This window comes from Nocardia sp. CWNU-33, from assembly GCF_046764895.1.
GTDB lineage: Bacteria > Actinomycetota > Actinomycetes > Mycobacteriales > Mycobacteriaceae > Nocardia.
Genome location: NZ_JBKOQN010000019.1, coordinates 30,646 through 49,843, shown reverse-complemented (window position 1 = coordinate 49,843; position 19,198 = coordinate 30,646). Strand labels below are relative to the sequence as shown.

Annotated in this window: 18 protein-coding genes; 6 read left to right on the top strand and 12 right to left on the bottom strand. The window is 65.8% G+C overall.

Annotation, left to right across the window (positions count from 1 at the left end):
- The first annotated feature begins 34 nt into the window (after positions 1-34).
- Complete coding sequence (locus ACLMAL_RS24165) at positions 35-1,198, top strand: histidinol-phosphate transaminase (protein WP_412001168.1); 1,164 nt, start codon at positions 35-37, stop codon at positions 1,196-1,198.
- Between the two features lie 36 nt (positions 1,199-1,234).
- On the opposite strand, the gene ACLMAL_RS24160 is transcribed toward ACLMAL_RS24165, so the two are convergent.
- The gene (locus tag ACLMAL_RS24160; protein WP_412001167.1) at positions 1,235-3,802 is read right to left on the bottom strand and encodes a cytochrome P450; all 2,568 of its coding nucleotides are present in this window, start codon (positions 3,800-3,802) and stop codon (positions 1,235-1,237) included.
- Positions 3,803-3,920: 118 nt separating this feature from the next.
- Here ACLMAL_RS24160 and ACLMAL_RS24155 point away from each other — a divergent pair, with 118 nt between their 5' ends.
- From ACLMAL_RS24155 to ACLMAL_RS24145, 3 genes are all read left to right on the top strand, one after another.
- Positions 3,921-5,198, top strand: a complete 1,278-nt coding sequence (locus tag ACLMAL_RS24155) for a glycosyltransferase (protein ID WP_412001166.1) — start codon at positions 3,921-3,923, stop codon at positions 5,196-5,198.
- The gene (locus ACLMAL_RS24150; protein ID WP_412001165.1) at positions 5,195-5,956 is read left to right on the top strand and encodes an ABC transporter permease; all 762 of its coding nucleotides are present in this window, start codon (positions 5,195-5,197) and stop codon (positions 5,954-5,956) included. Before ACLMAL_RS24155 ends, ACLMAL_RS24150 begins: the two co-directional genes overlap by 4 nt.
- An 80-nt stretch (positions 5,957-6,036) precedes the next feature.
- Positions 6,037-6,660, top strand: a complete 624-nt coding sequence (locus ACLMAL_RS24145; protein WP_412001164.1) for a hypothetical protein — start codon at positions 6,037-6,039, stop codon at positions 6,658-6,660.
- On the opposite strand, the gene ACLMAL_RS24140 is transcribed toward ACLMAL_RS24145, so the two are convergent.
- Positions 6,661-7,491: a helix-turn-helix domain-containing protein gene (locus ACLMAL_RS24140; RefSeq protein ID WP_412001163.1), complete on the bottom strand. Its 831-nt coding sequence runs from the start codon at positions 7,489-7,491 to the stop codon at positions 6,661-6,663.
- Between the two features lie 87 nt (positions 7,492-7,578).
- On the opposite strand from ACLMAL_RS24140, the gene ACLMAL_RS24135 reads away from it, so the two are divergent.
- Complete coding sequence (locus tag ACLMAL_RS24135; RefSeq protein ID WP_412001162.1) at positions 7,579-7,959, top strand: nuclear transport factor 2 family protein; 381 nt, start codon at positions 7,579-7,581, stop codon at positions 7,957-7,959.
- 183 nt (positions 7,960-8,142) lie between these two features.
- On the opposite strand, the gene ACLMAL_RS24130 is transcribed toward ACLMAL_RS24135, so the two are convergent.
- On the bottom strand, positions 8,143-9,063 hold the full coding sequence (locus ACLMAL_RS24130) for a Ku protein (protein ID WP_412001161.1): 921 nt from the start codon (positions 9,061-9,063) through the stop codon (positions 8,143-8,145).
- Positions 9,060-10,163 carry a lycopene cyclase family protein gene (locus ACLMAL_RS24125; RefSeq protein WP_412001160.1) on the bottom strand — a complete coding sequence of 368 codons (1,104 nt, stop codon included), beginning with the start codon at positions 10,161-10,163 and terminating at the stop codon, positions 9,060-9,062. Before ACLMAL_RS24125 ends, ACLMAL_RS24130 begins: the two co-directional genes overlap by 4 nt.
- Positions 10,164-10,668: 505 nt before the next feature.
- On the opposite strand from ACLMAL_RS24125, the gene ACLMAL_RS24120 reads away from it, so the two are divergent.
- Positions 10,669-12,873 (top strand): MMPL family transporter, encoded by a 2,205-nt coding sequence (locus tag ACLMAL_RS24120; protein WP_412001159.1) that lies wholly within the window; start codon positions 10,669-10,671, stop codon positions 12,871-12,873.
- Positions 12,874-12,936: 63 nt separating this feature from the next.
- Here ACLMAL_RS24120 and ACLMAL_RS24115 read toward each other — a convergent pair whose 3' ends face one another.
- From ACLMAL_RS24115 to purN, 8 genes are all read right to left on the bottom strand, one after another.
- Positions 12,937-13,701 (bottom strand): SDR family oxidoreductase, encoded by a 765-nt coding sequence (locus ACLMAL_RS24115; RefSeq protein WP_412001158.1) that lies wholly within the window; start codon positions 13,699-13,701, stop codon positions 12,937-12,939.
- Positions 13,702-14,290: 589 nt separating this feature from the next.
- On the bottom strand, positions 14,291-14,692 hold the full coding sequence (locus ACLMAL_RS24110; RefSeq protein ID WP_412001157.1) for a DUF4440 domain-containing protein: 402 nt from the start codon (positions 14,690-14,692) through the stop codon (positions 14,291-14,293).
- A gap of 37 nt (positions 14,693-14,729) precedes the next feature.
- Positions 14,730-15,359, bottom strand: coding sequence for an AAA family ATPase (locus ACLMAL_RS24105; protein WP_412001156.1), 630 nt, complete (start codon positions 15,357-15,359; stop codon positions 14,730-14,732).
- A gap of 53 nt (positions 15,360-15,412) precedes the next feature.
- A complete protein-coding gene (locus tag ACLMAL_RS24100; RefSeq protein WP_412001253.1) occupies positions 15,413-15,766 on the bottom strand; it encodes an NUDIX hydrolase in 354 nt (117 codons plus the stop codon).
- 183 nt (positions 15,767-15,949) lie between these two features.
- The gene (locus ACLMAL_RS24095; protein WP_364779013.1) at positions 15,950-16,252 is read right to left on the bottom strand and encodes a hypothetical protein; all 303 of its coding nucleotides are present in this window, start codon (positions 16,250-16,252) and stop codon (positions 15,950-15,952) included.
- Positions 16,253-16,632: 380 nt separating this feature from the next.
- Positions 16,633-17,091, bottom strand: coding sequence for a class I SAM-dependent methyltransferase (locus ACLMAL_RS24090; protein WP_412001155.1), 459 nt, complete (start codon positions 17,089-17,091; stop codon positions 16,633-16,635).
- Between the two features lie 51 nt (positions 17,092-17,142).
- Positions 17,143-18,288, bottom strand: coding sequence for a GNAT family N-acetyltransferase (locus ACLMAL_RS24085; protein ID WP_412001154.1), 1,146 nt, complete (start codon positions 18,286-18,288; stop codon positions 17,143-17,145).
- A gap of 85 nt (positions 18,289-18,373) precedes the next feature.
- Positions 18,374-18,988 (bottom strand): phosphoribosylglycinamide formyltransferase, encoded by a 615-nt coding sequence (gene purN, locus ACLMAL_RS24080; protein WP_412001153.1) that lies wholly within the window; start codon positions 18,986-18,988, stop codon positions 18,374-18,376.
- Positions 18,989-19,198: the final 210 nt, after the last annotated feature.

Here is a 19,198-nt window from a genome sequence, read left to right as displayed (position 1 = left end):
ACGGGACGCATGGTTTGTTTCGAAGGGGCTTTGCATGACACTGATAACGGTTGGCGACCGAGAGCCTGCTGAGGGCTCTACCGTGACGCCGCTCGGAGCCGGGGCGCTACCCGCTGAGCTACCGCTACGTCAGAGCCTGCGTCGCCTGACATCCTATGCCGCACCGCAACCGGTTGTTCCGGTGCGGCTGAATACGAACGAGATGCCGTATCCGCCGACGCCGGAGTTGGTATCCGACATCGCGGAGGCGGTGCGGGCCGCGGCCACCACATCACACCGTTACCCTGACCCGCATGCACTCGCACTGCGCACCGAGCTGGCCGACTACCTGACCAGGAGTATCGGATGCGCGGTGGCCCCCGCCAATGTCTGGGTGGCCAACGGCTCCAGCGAGATTCTGCAGCAGCTCATGGCATTGTTCGGTGGCGCAGGTCAGCGTGCGCTCGGCTGCACGCCGGCGTATTCGATGTATCGCATCCTCGCCGAATGCATTGACACCGAGTGGATTTCAGTTCCCAGCGCGCCCGATTTCGCCCTCGATGTCGACGACATCGTGGCCGCGATCACCGACCAGCGGCCCGATCTCGTGTTCGTGACCAATCCGCACAGTCCCAGCGGCCACAGCACCGAAATCGGCGAGCTGGAACGAATCCTGAACGCCGCACCCGGAATCGTTGTGGTGGACGAGGCGTACGGCGAATTCTCCGCGACACCGAGTGCGATCAGGCTCATCGAGCGATTCCCCACGAAGCTGGTGGTGACCAGGACATTGAGCAAGGCGTTCGGTTTCGCCGGCGGTCGGCTCGGATATCTCATTGCCGCGCCCGCAGTGGTCGAGACGATATCGCTGGTTCGATTGCCGTACCACCTCTCGGCGATCACCCAGGCCGCTGCACGAGCGGTATTGCGCCATTCCGACACCATCCTCGCTCGTGTCGCAACCACGATCGCGGAGCGAGGCCGAGTCTGTGCCGCGCTGCGCACCCTGGGATTCGAAGTCTATGACAGTGAAGCGAATTTCCTACTCTTCGGCAGGTTTGCTGATCCGTCCAAGGCGTGGCAGAACTACCTCGACCGTGGGGTGCTGATCCGAGAGGTTGGTACCCAGCACCACTTGCGCGTGACCATCGGTTCGACGGCCGAGAACGAACGCTTCCTCGCGGTCTGCTCGGAACTGCGGGAGTTGGGCCTGGCCTAGGTTGGCGTGCGTTCGAACACGTTGTGCTTCCGCCTGCTACCGCGGGTTCAGCGTGACCGGCAGCGCCGAGGGCGACAGGACGAAGTCTCGGTTGGAGGCCCGCACGACGTAGTTCGGATCAGGCGTCGGCCGCCAGCGTGCGAGCAGCGCTGCCGAGGCCAGGGTGATCTCGAGCAGGGCGAAGTGGTCGCCGAGGCAGCGGCGGCGGCCGACGCCGAAGGACAGGTTGGCCTTCTTGTCGATGGCGTCGGCGCGCTCCGGTGACCAGCGCGCCGGGTCGAAAGCCTCCGGGTTGGCGTAATAGCGCTTGTCGTGCTGAACCATATAGGGGCTGAACATGATTGCCGCGCCGTCCGGAATGGTGAGCCCGCCGATGGTGACGTCGCCATCGGCGGTGCCCGCGCTGATCCACGGGCCCCAGAAGCGAAGTGTCTCCGTCACAACCTGTTTCAGATAGGGGAGCGCGGCGAGATGCTCCGGTCGAACAGGGCCGGTTCCGACGACGGCATCGAGTTCGGCATAGAGTTGTTCGGCGATGTGTGGTCGGCGCATGACCTCGTGCCACAGCCAGCCGGTCAGTGAGGCCATCGACCCGACGCCACCTGCCAGCATCAGGATCGCTTCATCGATGATGTGCTCGTCGGACAGCGTTGCTCCGGTCTCGCTGTCGGTGTGCCGGATGAGCGCGGAGACCACGTCGTTGAAATCCTCGTCGCGGCGGCGATATTCCGACACCACCTCCCCGATGGCGCCACGCAGGTGGCGCGCCTTCGTGCGCCACCGCCAGTTCGCGATCACGCGCAGCCGGCGCACCTGCGGCGGCAATGCGGTCCGCAGGATGACCTGGCCGAGCAGCCACGGCACATTGTCCCGAATCTCGCGGCGCGCGTCGTCGCTGAACTCGGCGGTGAACAGCGTCGAGGAGACCGTGTCGAGAATCAGGCCGTGGGCCTCGTCCATCAGATTCACGCGTGCACCCGATGGCAGTCCCGCCGACCAGCTTTCGGCGATATCGGCCGCCGACCTCGTGTACTCGGCGAGGCGGCTCTGGCGCAATGCGGGCGCGATCATCCTGCGCCGCAGCTTGTGTTCGTCGCCGCGCAGGACGTTGACCGATCCACCTGCGATGTCCTCGATTGCCTCACGCAGGTCTTCACGATTGAGCTCCGCGTCGCCGATGCCCGCCTCGCGAACCAGATCCGGGGTGGTGAGGAGGTATCCGGTCTGCTTGCCGAAAAATATCCGCACGACCGGACCGAGGCCGGACAGCGACGTCACAAAGGCGGGGGCGTCGCGCAGCGCCCGCAGACTATGACCTACCAGCGGCAGGTGCCCCGGCGCGGTGGGCACTTCCGAAAGAGAGTGCGGCATCACCGGTTCGGGGCTGAGCGCGGACGTCTCGCCGGCCTGTCGATAGATGTCCAGCACGGCGCCCGTGTGCTGTGACTGCAGCACCGAGTCGCTGTATTTGCCGAGCACGGTGCACATTTCGGTGAGCGCATCGCGATCGGCGGCCAGCTCGGCAATGGTCGCGGCGATCCCCGCGGCCGAAGCATCCGCCGTGCGGACACCGCCACCGGTCGGCACCGACTCGTCGAGATCGGGATCGCAGTAGATGATCGGAAGCCCCACCGCCACGGCCTCGAGCAGGACCATGCCCTGTGTGTCGAAGCCGTAGGAGGGGAAAAGCAGCGCATCGCCACCGGACATGGCGTCGAGGGATTCAGCCTGAGTGACTCTGCCGTGCAATCGGATTCGATCGTCGAGACGGTGCTCGACGATCGCCGCGGTCGCGGCGTCGCGCAAATCGCCTTCGCCATAGATATCGAGGGTGCAGTTGTCGGTGCGCCGCACCGCGTCGATAGCGTCGAGCAGGCGCTTCTCGGTGGAAAGTCGGCCACTCCACACCAGCCGCAGCGGCCCGTCGGCCGACTGTCCGGAAACCACGCTGCTGTGGTTTTCCAGCAGGGCATCGTCGACGCCGTTGGACACCACCTGAATCGGGCGGGTCAGCCCGTGCGCGACCATCAGGTCGGCGAAATGCTGCGTCGGCGCGATCACCCGGTCGGCGGCCTGAGCCTGGCCGACGATCGTCCACCAGGCATGGCGCGCGGCGCGGCTCTCGGACCCGTGTGGCATGTGATGGCGGTGCGGCACGAACCGGCCGTGCAACGCGCGCATCGCCAATGCTGCCGCATAGGGCGCGGGCGAGGTGTGTTCGATGAAGGCGTCGTCCCGGCTCTGGGCGGTGTGCACCAGCGGAAGCCGGTGTCGCCGTGCCGCTTTCATCCCGGAAATGGCGACACCGTAGGTGGTGTGCGTGTGTACGACGTCTATCGGGCCGTGTGCGGCGAAAGCGGCGTCGATCAACTCGGCATTGCGCTTGGTCGGCAGCACCACCGGGAAGCCGTTCGCCTCGAGCCCGGCGACCGCCTCGAGCTCGACCACGTTCGGCCGGGAATCAGTGGTTTTGCCCGACAGCGGCGCGACGAAGAGAGTTACGTGGTGGCCCGCACGCTCGAGCCCGCGACACAGCGAGCCGACCGCAGTCTGGACACCACCGAGCGTGGCCGGGTGGTAATCCATGAACATAGCGATGTGCACAATGGGCACTGTACCGACGCGCGACGTTCGCCGAGAGCCCACAATTCTGTCGACTACCCGGCGAACCTCGATAGGAGCACAGTGCCGACAGGACCACAACAGCATCGAAAGAAGCACCGTGAGAATAGCGATTCCGCTCACCGGAACCCGAGGTGACGTTCAGCCGGTCGTGGCACTGGGACTCGAGTTGCAGCGGCGCGGACACGACGTGCTGCTCGGCGCGCCACCCAACCTGGTCGATTTCGTCAGCGGTACGGGACTCGCCGCGCGCTCGTGCGGGCCGGATGTGCAGCAGCTCTACAGCTCCGACGCCGGGCAGCAGGCGTTGGCAGCGGGCAACACCCTGCGCCTGATGCAACTGGTCGCGCGACAGATGGCGGGCTACGCCGAGCAGATGAACCGTGAGGTCATCGACGTATGCGCGGGCGCCGACCTGATCGTCGCCAGCACCGTCACCGAGGACCGGGCGAGTTCGGTCGCCGAAGCAATGGGCGTGCCGCTGGTCAGCCTGCACTATTTCCCCTGCCGTGCCAATGGCGCCTATCCATTTCCCGGCGCGCTACCGCCGCAGTGGCGTCCTCCCGCGCCGGTCAACCGCGTAACCTGGGCGTTTGCGGAGAATCTGCGCCGCGTGGTGTTCATGCGCTACCTCAACGATCTGCGGGCGACACTGGGCCTGCCGAAGTCGATGGCGAGCACCGCCGCGGTGCTGGCCCGCAAGCATGTTCCGGAAGTGCAGATCTACGATCGAGCGTTGGTTCCCGGGCTGCCCGAACAATGGGACGCGCGTAGGCCGTTCACTGGTTTTCTGACCCTCGACCATGCCGCCCGTGCGGCGGTCGGCGACCTCGACGGTGACCACGCCGGCATTCTGTCCTGGATCAAGGAGGGGGACCCGCCGGTGTTCTTCGGCTTCGGCAGCATGCCGATCCGGGACACCGCAGTCGTGTTGGCCATGGCTACCGAGGTGTCGGCTCGGCTGGGTGTGCGCGCGCTGGTGGGCGCGGGCTGGAGCGATCTGGATGTCGCTGCCGCGCAAGCCGGTCCGAATGTGAAGGTCGTCGGGCCGTTCGCGTACGACATCGTCTTTCCGCATTGCGCCGCCGCCGTGCATCACGGCGGTATCGGGACGCTGTTCGAGAGCCTGCGCGCCGGACTGCCGACGCTGGTGTGCTCGGTGTCGTTCGAGCAGCCCATGTGGGGCGGGCAGGTCGAGCGACTCGGCGTCGGCGCGCACCTGAAGTTCACGAAGCTCACCACGGCTCGCCTCGAGCATGGCGTCACGTCCATACTCGACAAAGAATGTAGAACTCGCGCAACGGAATTCGCTAAGACGCTGAGTACCGACGACGCCAGCGCCCGCACCGCCGACATTGTCGAGGCCACCGCCCGGTGATAACGCACGTTGTCACCGACACGGCCGTCATGTTCCGGCGCTGCGCGCGACATACCCTGCGCAGTCGCGACACCTTGATCATCTCACTGCTCATGCCGGTCCTGGTCATGATGCTGTTCACCTACGTTTTCGGTGGGGCGATCGACGTCGGCGGGCCCTACCTGGACTATGTGGTGCCAGGAATCATGTTGCTATGCACGGGTTTCGGCTCGTCGATCACCGCCACCAGTGTGTCGACCGATATGACGAGGGGCAGCATCGATCGGTTCCGTACCCTGCCGATGTTCAAGCAGGCCGTGCTGGCCGGACACGTCGCCGAAGGCGTCGTCCGCAATCTGGCTGCCATCGCGATCGCGGTCGCCGTTGCGCTCGTTCTCGGGTACCGACCCCACACCGGCGTCATCGGCTGGTTGTCGGCGTTCGCGCTGATCACGCTTTTCGTTCTGGCGATCTCGTGGGTCGCGGTTGCGCTGGGCCTGCTCGCGAAGAACCCCGAGGCCGCCGGTGGGCTCACCTACGCGATCATGTTCATCCCCTACATCAGCAGCGCTTTCGTGCAGACCTCCACCATGCCCGGGTGGCTGCGCGGGTTCGCCGAGTATCAACCGGCCACGCCCGTCGTGGACACGGTGCGCGGGCTGCTCGATTCCACCGACACCGGGCACGATGCCACGGTCGCCGTGTTCTGGTGTGTCGGTCTCGCCGTGATCGGGTTCGCCTGTTCGAGCGCTGTATTCGGCCGGTTGGCGCACCGCTGAACAGTTACGTACTCGGCGCTCGGACGATTTCGGTGCCGAAACACCTGCGGGCGATCTGCTGACCGGCAATGATTCGTTGGGTGGACGAGGCAAAGTACCGGGAGACCCGGCTGGCGTTGCATGCCGCGGGGGAGTTGTTGATCGCGGGCCCGCAATATCGGATGTTCGGAACCATTCGTTTGCGGTCGGTGCTCGGCGGTTTCGGCGGTGTGCGATGGCCGGTCTCGGTGGTGGGCACCGAGTTGGTCACCACCGCGGGTCGCATCCCGCTGGACAGCACATATCGCGAGGTCGCCGCGAAAGCGGGCTTTCAACCGGAGGTGCCCGAGGGCGTGTACAAAGACACCACCGGCGTCGACCCCGATGACCCGATCATGGTCGACACGGCGGCGGCCGCGGTGATCGCCGACTGGTTCGCCCTAGGCAATTCCGCGCTGCGCTGCTTGGCGCCCGATGCCACCGCGGTGCTGTGGCCGGAGCATTTCGATCTGTCCAGCACCCTGAACGAGGTCAACTACGGTGTGTCGCCCGGCGACGATGCCCATCCCGGTCCCTACGCCTATGTCGGGCCGTGGACGCCGCGCAGCGGCGCATTCTGGAACGCGCCGTTCGGTGCGCTGCTCCCGCGCGAGGAAGTGAACGCCGAGGCGGACCTGCTCATATTCTTCGAGGAAGGCAGGGCGCGCGCGGCGGAGACGATCTGATCAGCGGCTCGAGCCCGACGGATCCGCTAACGCGGCAGCACGATCCGAGGTATCGCGTGCGAGCGCGTGCAGATAGTCCGCGGTTGCGGCATCGGCGGGAAAGAAGGACTCGACGGTGATCTCGTCGAACGTGACGTCGAAGGCCGCGCCGAAGGTCGTGATGGTGCTGAACAGCGAGAGATCCATGCCGCGGTTGCTCAGCTGGATGGTCAGCGCGACGTCGGCCGAGTCGATGCGCACCGGATCGGTGTCGGTGGCGTAGTGGCTCAACTCCTCGTGCAACGCCGCGAGTTCGGGATCGCCGGTATGTGCGGCCTGGCGCGCGAGACGCGGCAGCAGGAAGCCGCGAACCTGGGCGAGATTGCGCACCCGGGGTGCGAATCCGTCGGGGTGCAAACCGAGTCGCATCATATTGATCGGTGGCTCCAGTAGCGCCCCACGCACAGTGTGAAAGAAGATCTCGGCGGCCGTATTGGCGAACAGGAGATTCCAGTGGCGATCGAGAGCCAGTGCCGGGTAGGGCTCTTGCGCGGCCATGACGCGCCGCACCGCGGCCTCGGCCTCTGCGAGGTCCGGACCATCCAGCGGACGCTGTCGATAGGTAGGCGCGTGCCCGGCCGCAATCAGCAGCCTATTGCGTTCGCGCAGTGGAATATTCAAATGCTCGGTGAATCGCTCGATCATTGCGTGGCTGGGGATCGTCCGTCCGGTTTCGACGAAACTGATGTGCCGGGCGGAGATCCCGGACCGGATCGACAGCTCGAGCTGAGTCAGCTTGCGTCGGGTGCGCCACTCTCGCAGCAGCGCACCGACCCGGCGATCCTCATCCATGCGGCAAGTATCACCGCGCGACCGGACGGCCGCCATTACATCCCTGGTAATCGACACGCGCACGGCACCGCTGCGACGGTTACCGCCATGACACAGAACACCCTGCCCGCCGACAACAAACAACTCGTGCTGCACGGCCTTGCCGAGTTCGCGAGGGGCAACATCGAGGTCCTGCGCGACCTGCTGCACGAGAATTTCATCGAGCACAGTCCCGGCAATCCCTCCAGCCGCGACGCCTTCATCGAATTCATCGCGAACTCTCCGGTCGCCGCCGGGCGGTTGGAGATCAAACGCGTGATTACCGATGCCGACTTCGCGGTCGTGCACTACCACATGATTCCGCCCGGCGACGAGCGCGGCCTCGCCGTGGTCGATGTCTGGCGGCTGGTCGACGGACGCATAGTCGAGCACTGGGACGTCGTGCAGCTGGTGCCCGATGCCGCCGAGATCCCGCACGGGATGTTCTGAGCAGACCGGGTCGGGGTGCGTTCAGCGAGCGCCCCGACCTTCACCTGCGAGGCGGCTGCGACGGATCAGGGCACGCTTGGTGCCCGGTGCCACCGCGGGCAGCGCATCCTCGGGTTCGGGCTCGGCGGGATTGGGCCGGACGAACAGAGTGACCGTTGCGGCTGTCCGCTCGGTGCGAGCGACTCACGCCCCCTTGCGGGCAGCCGCCTTCTTCGCGGGCTTCTTCGCCGGTTTGTCGGCGGCCTTCTTTGCTGCCGCCTTCTTCGCAGGGGCGGCCTTCTTGCCGGCGCTCTCGCTGCTGCCATGGCCGGACGTGGCGCGGCGGCCGCTGGCTTCCAGGCTGCGTTGCAATGCGGCGACCAGGTCGACCACCTCGGCATCCATCTCGGCGGGGACCGACTCGGGCCGGCCGGCCACCTTGCCGGTGCCGCTGGCGATGGCATCGTCGAGCACCCGCTGGAGTTCGATCTGATACTCGTCGGTGTATTGGCCGGGATCGAAATCGTCGGACATGGTCTCGACGAGCGTCTCGGCCATCTTGATCTCTTGTGGTTTGGGCTCGGCGACGCCGTCGAGCGACTCGAATTCGGCCGCTCGGACCTCGTCGGGCCACAGCAGCGTCTGCAGCACCAGCATCCCCTCGCGCACCCGCAACGCCGCAAGTCTGGTCTTCTGCCGCAGCGTGAAGTGCACGAGCGCGGTACGGTCGATGCGCTCCAGCGTTGTCGCGAGCAGTACATAAGCCTTCGGCGTATTCGAGTCGGGCTCGAGGTAGTAGCTCTTGTCGAACAAGATCGGGTCGATCTGCTCCGACGGCACGAATTGCAGGACCGGGATCTCGTGTTTTTCGGCCGCGGGGAGTTTTGCGAAGTCCTCGTCGGTGAGAATGATCTTGTCGCCCTCGGGCGATTCGTAGGCTTTGTCGATATCGGCGTATTGCACGGACTTTCCGCAGACCGTGCACACCCGGTCATATTTGATTCGCCCGCCGTCCTTGGCGTGCACCTGATGAAACCGTATGTCGTGGTCCTCGGTGGCGGTGTAGACCTTGACCGGGACGTTTACCAGCCCGAATGCGATCGAGCCCTTCCAGATCGCCCTCATGCTCCCATGATGGCGGAACGAATTCGAATACGCGAGCGAACCGGAATCCGCAGTGTCGCCGCGGCGATTCGGCGCCGCATTCCGGGGGGTAATCCGGCGAACAGCGTCCGCATGGCACCGAGCGTGCCGCCGAGATCGGTTCGCCCGGACAAATACGCCCGCTGCAACTCGGGCGGCAGCGAGAAGAAGACATCGAAGAAGACCGGAATCTCGGCAGGCGGCAAGGCGAGCAGAGCACGCAGGCCGGCCGCCCGCAGCAGGTGGACCGCCCGTTCCGCGGCGGACCACGGCGAGTCTCCTGCCGCTACCGCGTCGGCGGCGGTGAGCGCGGCCGCGACGCTGTATCCGGTGGCAGGATGGGTGAAACCGCCTGCGGCGCCGAACCTTCGCGCCCCCGGCCGGCCGCCCTCAATCGGGAAACGCACCCGCTCCACCGGTTCGTTTCCGGTGAGTTCGATGCCGCGGGAGCGTAATCGGTGCTCGAGGCGATCGCGCAATACCGCGCCGTCGAGTGCAGGCCGTCCGGCGAGGCAGGTCTCCTCGAGCAGCATCGCACCGCCGCCGAGGGGCACCGCGTACAGGAAGGACGGCGGCGCCTCCGGATGTGCGCCGTTGTCCGGGCGCCAATCCATGAACAGCGGGTCGACGCGGCCGTCGGCGACGACCACCCCGTATGCGGTCTGTTCGGCCAAGGCGGCGGAGCGGGCGATGCCGCGGGCGTCGATGACCCGGGCGCCGTTCAGCACCGTCCCCGACGCCAACGACACCGAGTGACGCTCGAGGCCGACGACTCGGTCGGCGATCACGTCCGCGCCGGCCAACTCGAGGGAGTCCTGTAGTCGAGGTGTGTCGAGAACGGCATAGCGTCGCGCTATGCGGTGGCCCAGCGTGCCCCACGCTGTCGGCTCATCGACCGTCGCGCCGACAGCTGCCGGGTCCAGCCACGCGGGCAGCTCGTCTTCCCAGGCGGCGTAGGTCGCCGACCAGAGCCGGTCCGGGAACGGATCGATGGCGGTGACCGAAAGGCCATGGGCGAGACTGCGATGCGCCAACGCGCGACCTGCGGGGCCGAGGCCGCACACGATGATGTCTGCGGTCATGCCACGCCTGTCGTGCGATGTAGTTGCCAGTGTGAGGTGGATTCGAATCCGGGCATCGGTCGCGCGCGTCCTTTCGTCGGGCCGAGCTTAGTGGGGGCGTGTGACACCGAAGATCTCTGGTGGCCATTCGCCGACCGGACGGTGATCCATTTCATATTCGGGTCCCGGACGGCGGTGGGCACGTCGGTCTCCATCCGCACTCGGTCGAGTGAAATCCCCAGGTGGTAGCTACTTTCCGCGAGTGTCGAAGTGATGCTCGCACGCATTGCTCGGCAGTTGCGGGAATTGTGTTCTCGCTCACCGGATTTGCCGGTCCGGTTGTTACGATCTCCGAGCGCCGACGCCAGCGCCCGATACCCGGTTGCGCGGTGGTCAACGGTGATCGGCGCGCTGGTTCACCCTGGGCTGTTGCCCGATGCGGGAACGCCAGATTGGTGGCGAAAGCCGGGCGAGCTGTTGCCGCGTCACAGGACGCGCTGCGGCATAAGGAGTTAGGGGTAAGGCAGTGTTCGAACTGACCAGGCGGCGCAGCCGGCAGGTCCTGGCCGTATTCGCGGTGTTTGCGCTGGCGATGGGCATGCTCAGCTCGACGCTGTTCGATCGGGTGCAAGGCGGCGGATACTCCGATCCCGACGCCGAATCCGCGCGCGCCACCGAGATTTTGCGCGAAGAATTCGGCCAGGCTGCGCCGAACTTCGTGCTGCTGGTGCAGACCCGGAAGTCGGTCGACGACCCGGAATCGGCCACCGCAGCAGCCGAGTTGGCGCAGCGGCTGAAGAACGAGTCCGATGTCTCGGGTGTCGCGTCGTATTGGACCGACGGCCAGCCGCCCGCGCTCGCCAGCACCGATGGTGCCAAAGGGCTGATCGTCGCCAGCATTCTGGGCGACGAAGCGGACGTCGACAGAAAAGTCGGCGGTCTCGCCGACAAGTACGGCGGTAGGCATGGCGTGCTCGATGTTCGGGTCGGTGGCTACGCAATGCTGTTGCACGAGACCGTGCAACAGAGCGAGCAGGACGCGGTGCTCGGCGAATCCATCGCCTTTCCGGTCACCCTGCTCGCGCTGTTGTTCGTGTTCGGCGGCCTGGTTGCGGCCAGTCTGCCGCTGGTCGTCGCCCTAGTTACCGTCATGATCACCATGGGCGCGCTGTGGTTGATCACCCTGTGCACCGATCTGGCCGCGACCGCGACCAATGTCGCGACTCTGCTCGGACTCGGCTTGGCGATCGACTACAGCCTGCTGATCATCAACCGCTTCCGTGACGAACTCGCCATTGGTGCGCAGCCGGCCGCGGCGGTGCGCGCGACCATGCGTTCGGCAGGTCGGACAGTTGCCTTCTCCGCCGTCACGGTCGGTGTCGCACTGTCCGGGCTGCTGTTCTTCCCGCTGCTCGCGGTGCGTTCGATGGGGTACGCAGGCCTTGCGGTCGCGGTGATCGCGGCATCGGTGTCACTGACCGTGCTGCCGATGATCCTGTTGTTGATCGGCACCCGCATCGATAGCGGCCAGCTCGGCTGGTTCCTGCGGGCGCCCCGGCCCGCGCCCGGCGAGGGTTTCTGGCATCGCCTCGCGACTTTCGTGATGCGTCGTCCGGTGCCCATCGGCCTGGTGGTCGCAGCGCTACTGTTACTGCTCGGCACGCCGTTCCTCGGGGTGAAACTCGGTTTCCCGGATGAGCGGGCACTGCCGGAGTCGATGAACAATCGACAGGTCACCGAGATCATCCAGCGCGATTTCACCGCGACCGACGCCAACAGCTTGGTCGCTGTATTGCCCGACAGCGCAGAAGGACTCGACGCGTACGCGAGGAAGCTCTCGGAAGTCGAAAACGTGGCGCGCGTGGACACCGCCACCGGTAGCTACTCGCACGGCGGCTTCCTCGCACAGCCGACCGAGCAGCACAAGCGCTTCGGCGCCACCGACGCCGCATACCTCGCGGTGCTTCCTGATACGACCGATCCGGACACACTGGACCGGGTGGCCGGCGACGTGCGCGCGGTACCGGCGCCATCGCGGGTGCTGGTCGGCGGCATCGCCGCGGCCAATGCCGACGCCATCGATTCGGTGATCTCGACGCTGCCGACCGCGCTCGGCTTCGTGGTGATCGTGATGCTGATCGTGTTGTTCCTGCTGACTGGCAGCGTGGTACTGCCACTGGTTGCCATCGTGCTGAGCGTGCTCAGCCTCACCGCGACCTTCGGCGCACTGGTCTGGATCTTCCAGGACGGGCACCTGTCCGGGCTGCTCGGCTTCACCGTGACCGGCGATCTACCGCCGACGGTGCCGGTGATGCTGTTCGGCGTCGCCTTCGGGCTGGCGATGGACTATCAAGTGTTCCTGCTGTCCCGAATTCTCGAGGAGTACGAGCGCACCGGCAAGAACGAGTCGGCGGTGGCGTTCGGGCTGGAACGTATCGGCCGCATCGTCACCGCGGCGGCCGTGCTGATCTCGCTGGTATTCCTGGGCTTTCTCGCTTCCGACATCACCTTCATGAAGGCCTTCGGTATCGGTCTGCCATTGGCCGTGCTCGTCGATGCGACCTTGGTGCGCGGATTCCTGTTGCCCGCGGTGATGAAGGTGCTCGGCGACTGGAACTGGTGGGCGCCGGGTCCGCTGGAGAAGCTGCACGCCCGCTTCGGTTTCGACGAAGGCGGTTCCGCACCGCCCATGCGCAGCCAGGACGAGCACCGCAGGCCCGCACGAGTGTGACGACCCGAATGGCCGATGGCCGCTCGGTATGCACCGAACGGCCATCGAATTCAGCGGGACGAGTCAGATGCCGCCGGTGGAGAGCAAGCCGCCGTCGACACGGACTGTCTCACCGGTGATCCAGGCGGCCTCGTCGGAGACCAGGAAACCGATCAGCTTCGCCACGTCCTCCGGCGCACCGAGACGCTTGAGCGGATACACCGATGCGGCCGCTTCCTCGTCCGCCGAGTAGAGGGCGTCGGCGAACTTCGTCTTGATAACGCCGGGGGCGACCGCGTTCACCCGGATCTTCGGGCCGAGCTGCCAGGCCAGTTCGTCGGTGAGGCGAATCAGGGCGGCCTTGGACGCGCCGTATGCGGCGATCACGCCCGAGGAGCGGATGCCCGCGACACTGGCGACGTTGACGACCGCGCCGCCGTTGTCGCGCATCCAGGCCTTATACGCCTCCTGGATGTAGCCGAGTGCGGCGACGACATTGACGTCGAAGATCTTGCGGACGGCGTCGAGGTCGGCCTCCATCAGCGAGCCGTAGACCGGGTTGATGCCGGTGTTGTTGATCAGGATGTCCAGCGAGCCGAACTCGGAGACGGCCCGTCCGACCGCGGCTGCCCGGCTCTCCGCATCGCCGGAGTTGCCCGTGAGCGCAACCACCTCACCCTGATGGCCGAGCGCTCGCAGGTCGACGGCTGCCTCGTCCAATGGCTCCGGTTTGCGCGCGGTGATCAGCACGTTTGCGCCGCGACTCAGCAATTCGGCCGCCACCGCCTTGCCGATACCCCGGCTGGCCCCGGTGACCAGTGCGCTCTTGCCCAACAGATCGGTACTCATGTGACGTCAGGTTACCTCAGTCGCATAATCTGAGCGATTTCGCTCTATCTGCGGGTTCATAGCGTCATACGTTACCGCGTGTGACTTCCCGTTCTCGGCGCAAGTGGGTGTCGCACGGCGCGTGCGAGGGGATGGGGCTGTCCGGTGATCGCGCTCAACGCCTCGGCCAGTTCGACGATGCTGGGGGTGGTATAGGTCAAGGTCGCGCCGCCGGTGCCTCCGGGGTGGGTGTGCCCGGCGTAGGCACGCGGCCTTGGCCCAAGAGACCAGGTCACTCCGTCCCCGGAGCCCCGGCGGCACGGCGGTCCGGTCCTTCCAGCGCCCGATGGGTTCGAGGTCAACAGCCTGGACGTCGGCGAACCGGTCGTGCAGCGGAATCGCGATTTCGCCTGTGCCGCAGGCAAGGTCGATGAGAAGGCCGCCTTGACCCGTCCGACGGAGTAGGTCCTCGAATAGGGGCTCAGGGTAAGTCGGTCGATACCGACCCTAGTGATCCGCCGTCCCGCGATACAGATCCTCGCGGTAGTCGGGCTGCACAGGCCAGCTCGGCGGTGTCGACGCAGACGACGAGGTCTCGGTCATATCGTCATCATTCCTTTATTGGAGTTCCCTGGTGGTAGTACATCCTCCAGCTGGTGGCGGCAAAATCCTTGCGCCACAACGAAGATCGAAGTACTTGCCGCCCATCGCGGTTGGTCTGATAGGTCAGGTGCACCAGGCCTGGTGCCAGTAGTACTCCGCGAACGTCGGAGACCTCGACCCGCTGATTGCCCGCCGAACCCGACATCGTTGGTAACTCCGCGAGCATTTGGTGCCGATCCCATCGTCGACCAGATGCGCCAACCTCCACGAACTCTGGATCCAGCAGCGCTTCGGCAAGTTCGCGTGATCGTCGAACGGCCGGGTCAAGTAGTTGCATCTCGGCGGCGATAGCTTCCCGTATTTGTTCGTCGGCGTTGCGTGCGGTTGGCGGAATCTGCGGTTCGTTCATCGGCTTCGCCTCTATTGAGAGTTCGTCACTTGGTCGGTTATGTGGTTCTGTCCAAGTCGACCGGGGTCTGGGTGTCGTGAGGGCTGTTCGTGATGAATCGTGCGATGGCGTCCAGGCCTGGTTGGTATCCGTTGGCGGTGTCGACGGTCATTTCCGCGACGTCCAGCTTCACCGGCACGAAGGAGTCTGCAGTGCGGGTTCCGGCGGCGATCTCGGCGATGAGGTCGGCGTCGTTGTGCGTGCGCCGGTGAGGGTCGCGCTCGGCACGGTGGGTGATGCGGTCGTGGAGCACCTGTTGCGGCGCGATGCAGTGGATGATGCGGATTTCGGCGAACTCGCTCAGCTCGAGTAGGTTCGGGCGCCAGAGTTTGTCCTGGAACGCAGCTTCGGCGACCGCGCTGACACCGCTGCGGGCGAGCAGGGTCAGCACGTCGAAGAAGGTGTGCATGACGGGGATGTTGAGGTCTTCGTACCCGGTGTTGCTGGTTGGTGCGGTGCCCGCGACCATGCCCTGCTTGATCTCGTCGCGAATGATCGCGGGGACGCCGATGTCGGTGGCAAGCGCGTGAGCCAGGGTCGACTTCCCTGAGCCTGGAGGGCCGGAAACGATGCCGATCACGGGATGCCGACGAGTGTTGACCATGTCGAAGTCTGGCAGGTCAGGCATTATCGTCGTTCGCGCTCGACGGCGGCCACCGCACTGGACCCCGACCCACAGGTCTACGGCGCGCAGTAGCGTTGAATCTGCGGCCGATGCGCGGTCGGCCCGAGATCAGGGCTGAGCCCGATCCACAGGGCCGTCATCGCCGCCGAAACCGCCGGATGGAACGCCACCTCGGCGAGGTCGCGGTAGGCGAGTTCGGTTGCCTTGTCAGGTTCTTGCAGCGCAGGCTGACCGGCGACGCACTGCGCCCGGTAGAAGCAACCGGTCCAGGAAACGCCGTCGAACTCGTATTCATCGTGATGGACTTCCTCGATCTCCACGATCGTCAGGCCCGTCTCCTCCCGTATCTCTCGGACAGCGGCTGCTGCGGGCATCTCACCTGGCTCGACTTTGCCGCCGGGTAGATTCAGTACCCGAAGTGGTCACGGACCAGCAAGACCTGACCCACGGGGCTCACGACAAATACTCGGGCGAACGCGATTTGATGCGCACTCACGGCAGAACTCCTTCGTTGATCAGTCGCACGCGCTGCGCGGGTTCAGACGCCGTGGCCAGGGCGGCGGCCAACAGGTCCAGTACTGGCAGGGTGGCTTTCACTCGGCGGTGATCCAGTGGACCTCATGGATTACGCCGTTCTCGATCAGGTAGCGGTCCATCTCGAGGTCGAAGATCGTCTGCGGATCGTTGCGATCTACTCGGTACTCGCGTGCCTGCACGCGCCCGTCCTCGAGGGTCCGCACGTTGGTGTAGCGGCGGATCCCCAGCGGTGTTTCGAACTCCTGGTACATCTTCCACCCGGCCTCGGCGGTTTCGCCTCGCATCTCGGCTGCTCCGAGCTCGAACAGACGCTGTTTCTCACCCGGCTCGAGGTCGTCGAACGGGTCTGTCTCGTCCATGGTCGGATCCCTTCGATCTAATTTCTACTCAGCAGTTCCGGGGGAGCGCTGGGACACTGGGGCGGTTTCGGGTTTCAGTGCGATCAGATGGGCGAAGCGGGCCGTTTCGAGGTAGGGGTGTCGGTCGGCGAGCAGGTTCTCCAACCGCAGCAGTTCGCCGAAAAACTGAGGGTCGTGTTTGGCCTCGTCGTCGCTGATCAGATCGCATACCGCGCGCACCCCGTAGCGGACCGGTCGGCCCAGGCCTGCGGTGATCATGTCGGCGGCCAGCTCGGTCGCGGTGATCGCGTCGACCTCGACGTCGTAGGTGAGTGCGGGCCGGGTTGGGGCGTCCAGCAGCCGTATCGCCTCGGCGAGCTCCCCGCGCCGCACGGCGGCGATCAACGGGTCGCTGGCGGGGTTGGGCACGAGCACCGACAGCAAGCCCCCGGGCGCCAGGACCGACACCATCGCCGCGAGCACTTCGGCCCGGCCGGGCACGTATTGGAGCACGTTGTGGGCCAGGACCACACGAACGATCCTTCTGCCGCGACGCCGGCCAGGGCTTCGATGTCGGCGAGGCGTGTCTCGAGCAGTTCCGTGCAACCGTTGCTTCCGGCCAGCGTTATGGCCTCGTCGAGCGATGCCTGGGAGGTGTCGCCGATCGTGACGCGGTGGCCCAGGGCTGCCAGGTGCAGCGCGTCCAGGCCGTTGCCGCCGCCGACGTCGAGGACCCTCAGCGGCCGGTGCGGTAGGTGGCGAGCGAGGTTGGTCGCGACCTGCTCGTAGCGCAATCGGCCCCACGGGGTCTCCTGGTAGCGACGGAATGCATCCAAGTGCCGATCGAATTCCGAGACCATAAGGCCCTTTCTACGCGAATCGCTGGTGGTGAACACGAATCGGCGGGCCCGTCAACGGAGATCGGCAGCGCCGAGCACGTCGATCGTTTCCGACCAGGGCCGGGTGGGGGTGCGGGGATCGTCTCGGTGCAGGGTGGCGATCCAGCCATCGGAGAAGCCGCCGTCAGGGCACAGGCATAGCCCGCGCACGCGGCCCTCGAATCGGAATCCGTTGCGCCACGCTGTTTTTGCCGAGGCCAAGTTGCCGACAGCGGCCTGCCAAGCCATCAGGTGCTGCCCGTCGTGCTCGAAGGCATGGTCGAGGACCAGGCCCAGCGCGATCGACATGAGGCCGGCACCGCGAAAGGCGGGGTGTAGCCCGTATCCGACTTCGGCGGTGCCGTGGCCGGTGGGCCGGTAGTCGATTGTCCCGGCGAACGCGTACTCGCCTTCCTCACAGCGGGTGGTGATCGCCCAGAATCGCGGCGAAACGGCGCAGGGCTGGGCCCAGCTGCTGCGGGCGAGGTCGAGTAGCTGATGGGCGTGCTCGAGGTTGTAGGGGCGGGGGATGCGGGCGTATTCGAGCATTGCCCGGTCGTGGCACTGCTCGACGATCGCCGGAATGTCCTCGGCTCGGTGACCGCGCAGCACGACCATGCAGTGTGCGTCGGTGAGGATCGGGGCCGCCGCGGGTGTGCTGGCAGTCCAGGATGCGAGCGCGTCGGCGAGTTGGCCGCCGGCCTGCGGTGCGCTGATCGAGGTGGTGTCGATCACGAGATCGGCTGCGGAGGCGAGCCATTCGCGGCGGGCGTCGGCGAAGGCGGGGATGTGCTGTCGACGCCACTCAGCCGCGGCGGGCAGGTCGCGGTCTGCGGTGATGCGCTCGTCCAACGCGTCGGGGTGGACGTCGAGCAGCACGTGGTGCAGCGAATACCCTTGTCCGCGAATGCTGTCGGCGATCTCGCGCCAGTACCGCTGGTTCAGTACGGTCTGGACGATCAGCAGAGGCTGGCCGGTCTCCTCGGCGAGCTCGTGGGCGACGATCGGCACAAGGCGCCGCCATGAGCGAAGATCCTGGAAGTCGGCGATCTCGCACTCGGGGAACTGCGGGGCGAGCATGAATCCGACGTACTCGGGATCGAAGATCCGCCATCGCTGATCTGCGGCGACCAGCGCTTTGGCCAGAGTCGACTTTCCGGAGCCGAAACTGCCGTTCAACCAGACAGCTACGCGCGAGCGTTCGGACAATGCGATACCCCAATGATGTTGGTGAACGGGAGAAACGGGTGTCTACGAGGCACCGTCAGGGCCGAAGGTTGAGGTAGAGACGGTGTCCGGTGGCGATCTGCTGCACGACCAGAGGCAGCAGCGTGTGCTCGGCGGCCAGCACACGGGCAGCGAGTGTGTCGACGGTGTCGTCGGCGAGGACCGGGACCTCGAGTTGGGCGATGACCTCGCCGGTGTCGTATTCGTCTTCGACCAGATGGACAGACGGGCCGCTGACCTTGGCCCCGGCATCGAGAACAGCCTGGTGAACGCGGGCGCCGAACATCTGAGTGCCGCCGAAAAGCGGTAAAAGTGCAGGGTGCACGTTGACGATTCGGGGTGCGAACTCCTCGAGGGTCCGCGGGCCGAGCTTCTTCATATAGCCGGCCGTGACGACCAATTCGACCGAGTGCTCGACGAACATGGCGCGGACGGCGTCGTCGAGTTGGTCGGGATCGGGATGGGTCTTGCCCGACAGATGGCGGGTCGGAATCTCGTTCTCGCGCGCATACGCCAGCCCGAGCGAGCCACTGTTATTGCTGATCACAGCCACTATTTCGAACTGCGCGTCGGTTTGCAGTGATACCCGGTGCAGCGCGCGCAGGTTGGAGCCGTTGTGCGAGACCAGGACACCGACGCGGAGCTTGGGCATGGGCCGATAGTCTTCCACAGCCGATTGTCGCCCGGGGTGGGTAGCTTGGCCGGTAGGAGTTATGACGGCGCAGCAGGGGCAGGGCAGTTGCGTTCTACGCCCGTCATGAACTTCGTCGTCACACCCCGCAGTCGCCCACACCGGACGCACCCGGCCTCAATGATTGTGACGATGGCGCTGCCCCTGCGAGGCGCAGGTCTGGCGCCCTGA

Coding starts and splice junctions, on each gene's coding strand:
- ACLMAL_RS24165 (WP_412001168.1), top strand. CDS start 35: ATGACACTGATAACGGTTGGCGACCGAGAGCCTGCTGAGGGCTCTACC.
- ACLMAL_RS24140 (WP_412001163.1), bottom strand. CDS start 7,491: ATGGATGAGGATCGCCGGGTCGGTGCGCTGCTGCGAGAGTGGCGCACC.
- ACLMAL_RS24135 (WP_412001162.1), top strand. CDS start 7,579: ATGACACAGAACACCCTGCCCGCCGACAACAAACAACTCGTGCTGCAC.
- ACLMAL_RS24130 (WP_412001161.1), bottom strand. CDS start 9,063: ATGAGGGCGATCTGGAAGGGCTCGATCGCATTCGGGCTGGTAAACGTC.
- ACLMAL_RS24125 (WP_412001160.1), bottom strand. CDS start 10,163: ATGACCGCAGACATCATCGTGTGCGGCCTCGGCCCCGCAGGTCGCGCG.
- ACLMAL_RS24115 (WP_412001158.1), bottom strand. CDS start 13,701: ATGAGTACCGATCTGTTGGGCAAGAGCGCACTGGTCACCGGGGCCAGC.
- ACLMAL_RS24110 (WP_412001157.1), bottom strand. CDS start 14,692: ATGAACGAACCGCAGATTCCGCCAACCGCACGCAACGCCGACGAACAA.
- ACLMAL_RS24105 (WP_412001156.1), bottom strand. CDS start 15,359: ATGCCTGACCTGCCAGACTTCGACATGGTCAACACTCGTCGGCATCCC.
- ACLMAL_RS24095 (WP_364779013.1), bottom strand. CDS start 16,252: ATGGACGAGACAGACCCGTTCGACGACCTCGAGCCGGGTGAGAAACAG.
- ACLMAL_RS24090 (WP_412001155.1), bottom strand. CDS start 17,091: ATGGTCTCGGAATTCGATCGGCACTTGGATGCATTCCGTCGCTACCAG.
- purN (WP_412001153.1), bottom strand. CDS start 18,988: ATGCCCAAGCTCCGCGTCGGTGTCCTGGTCTCGCACAACGGCTCCAAC.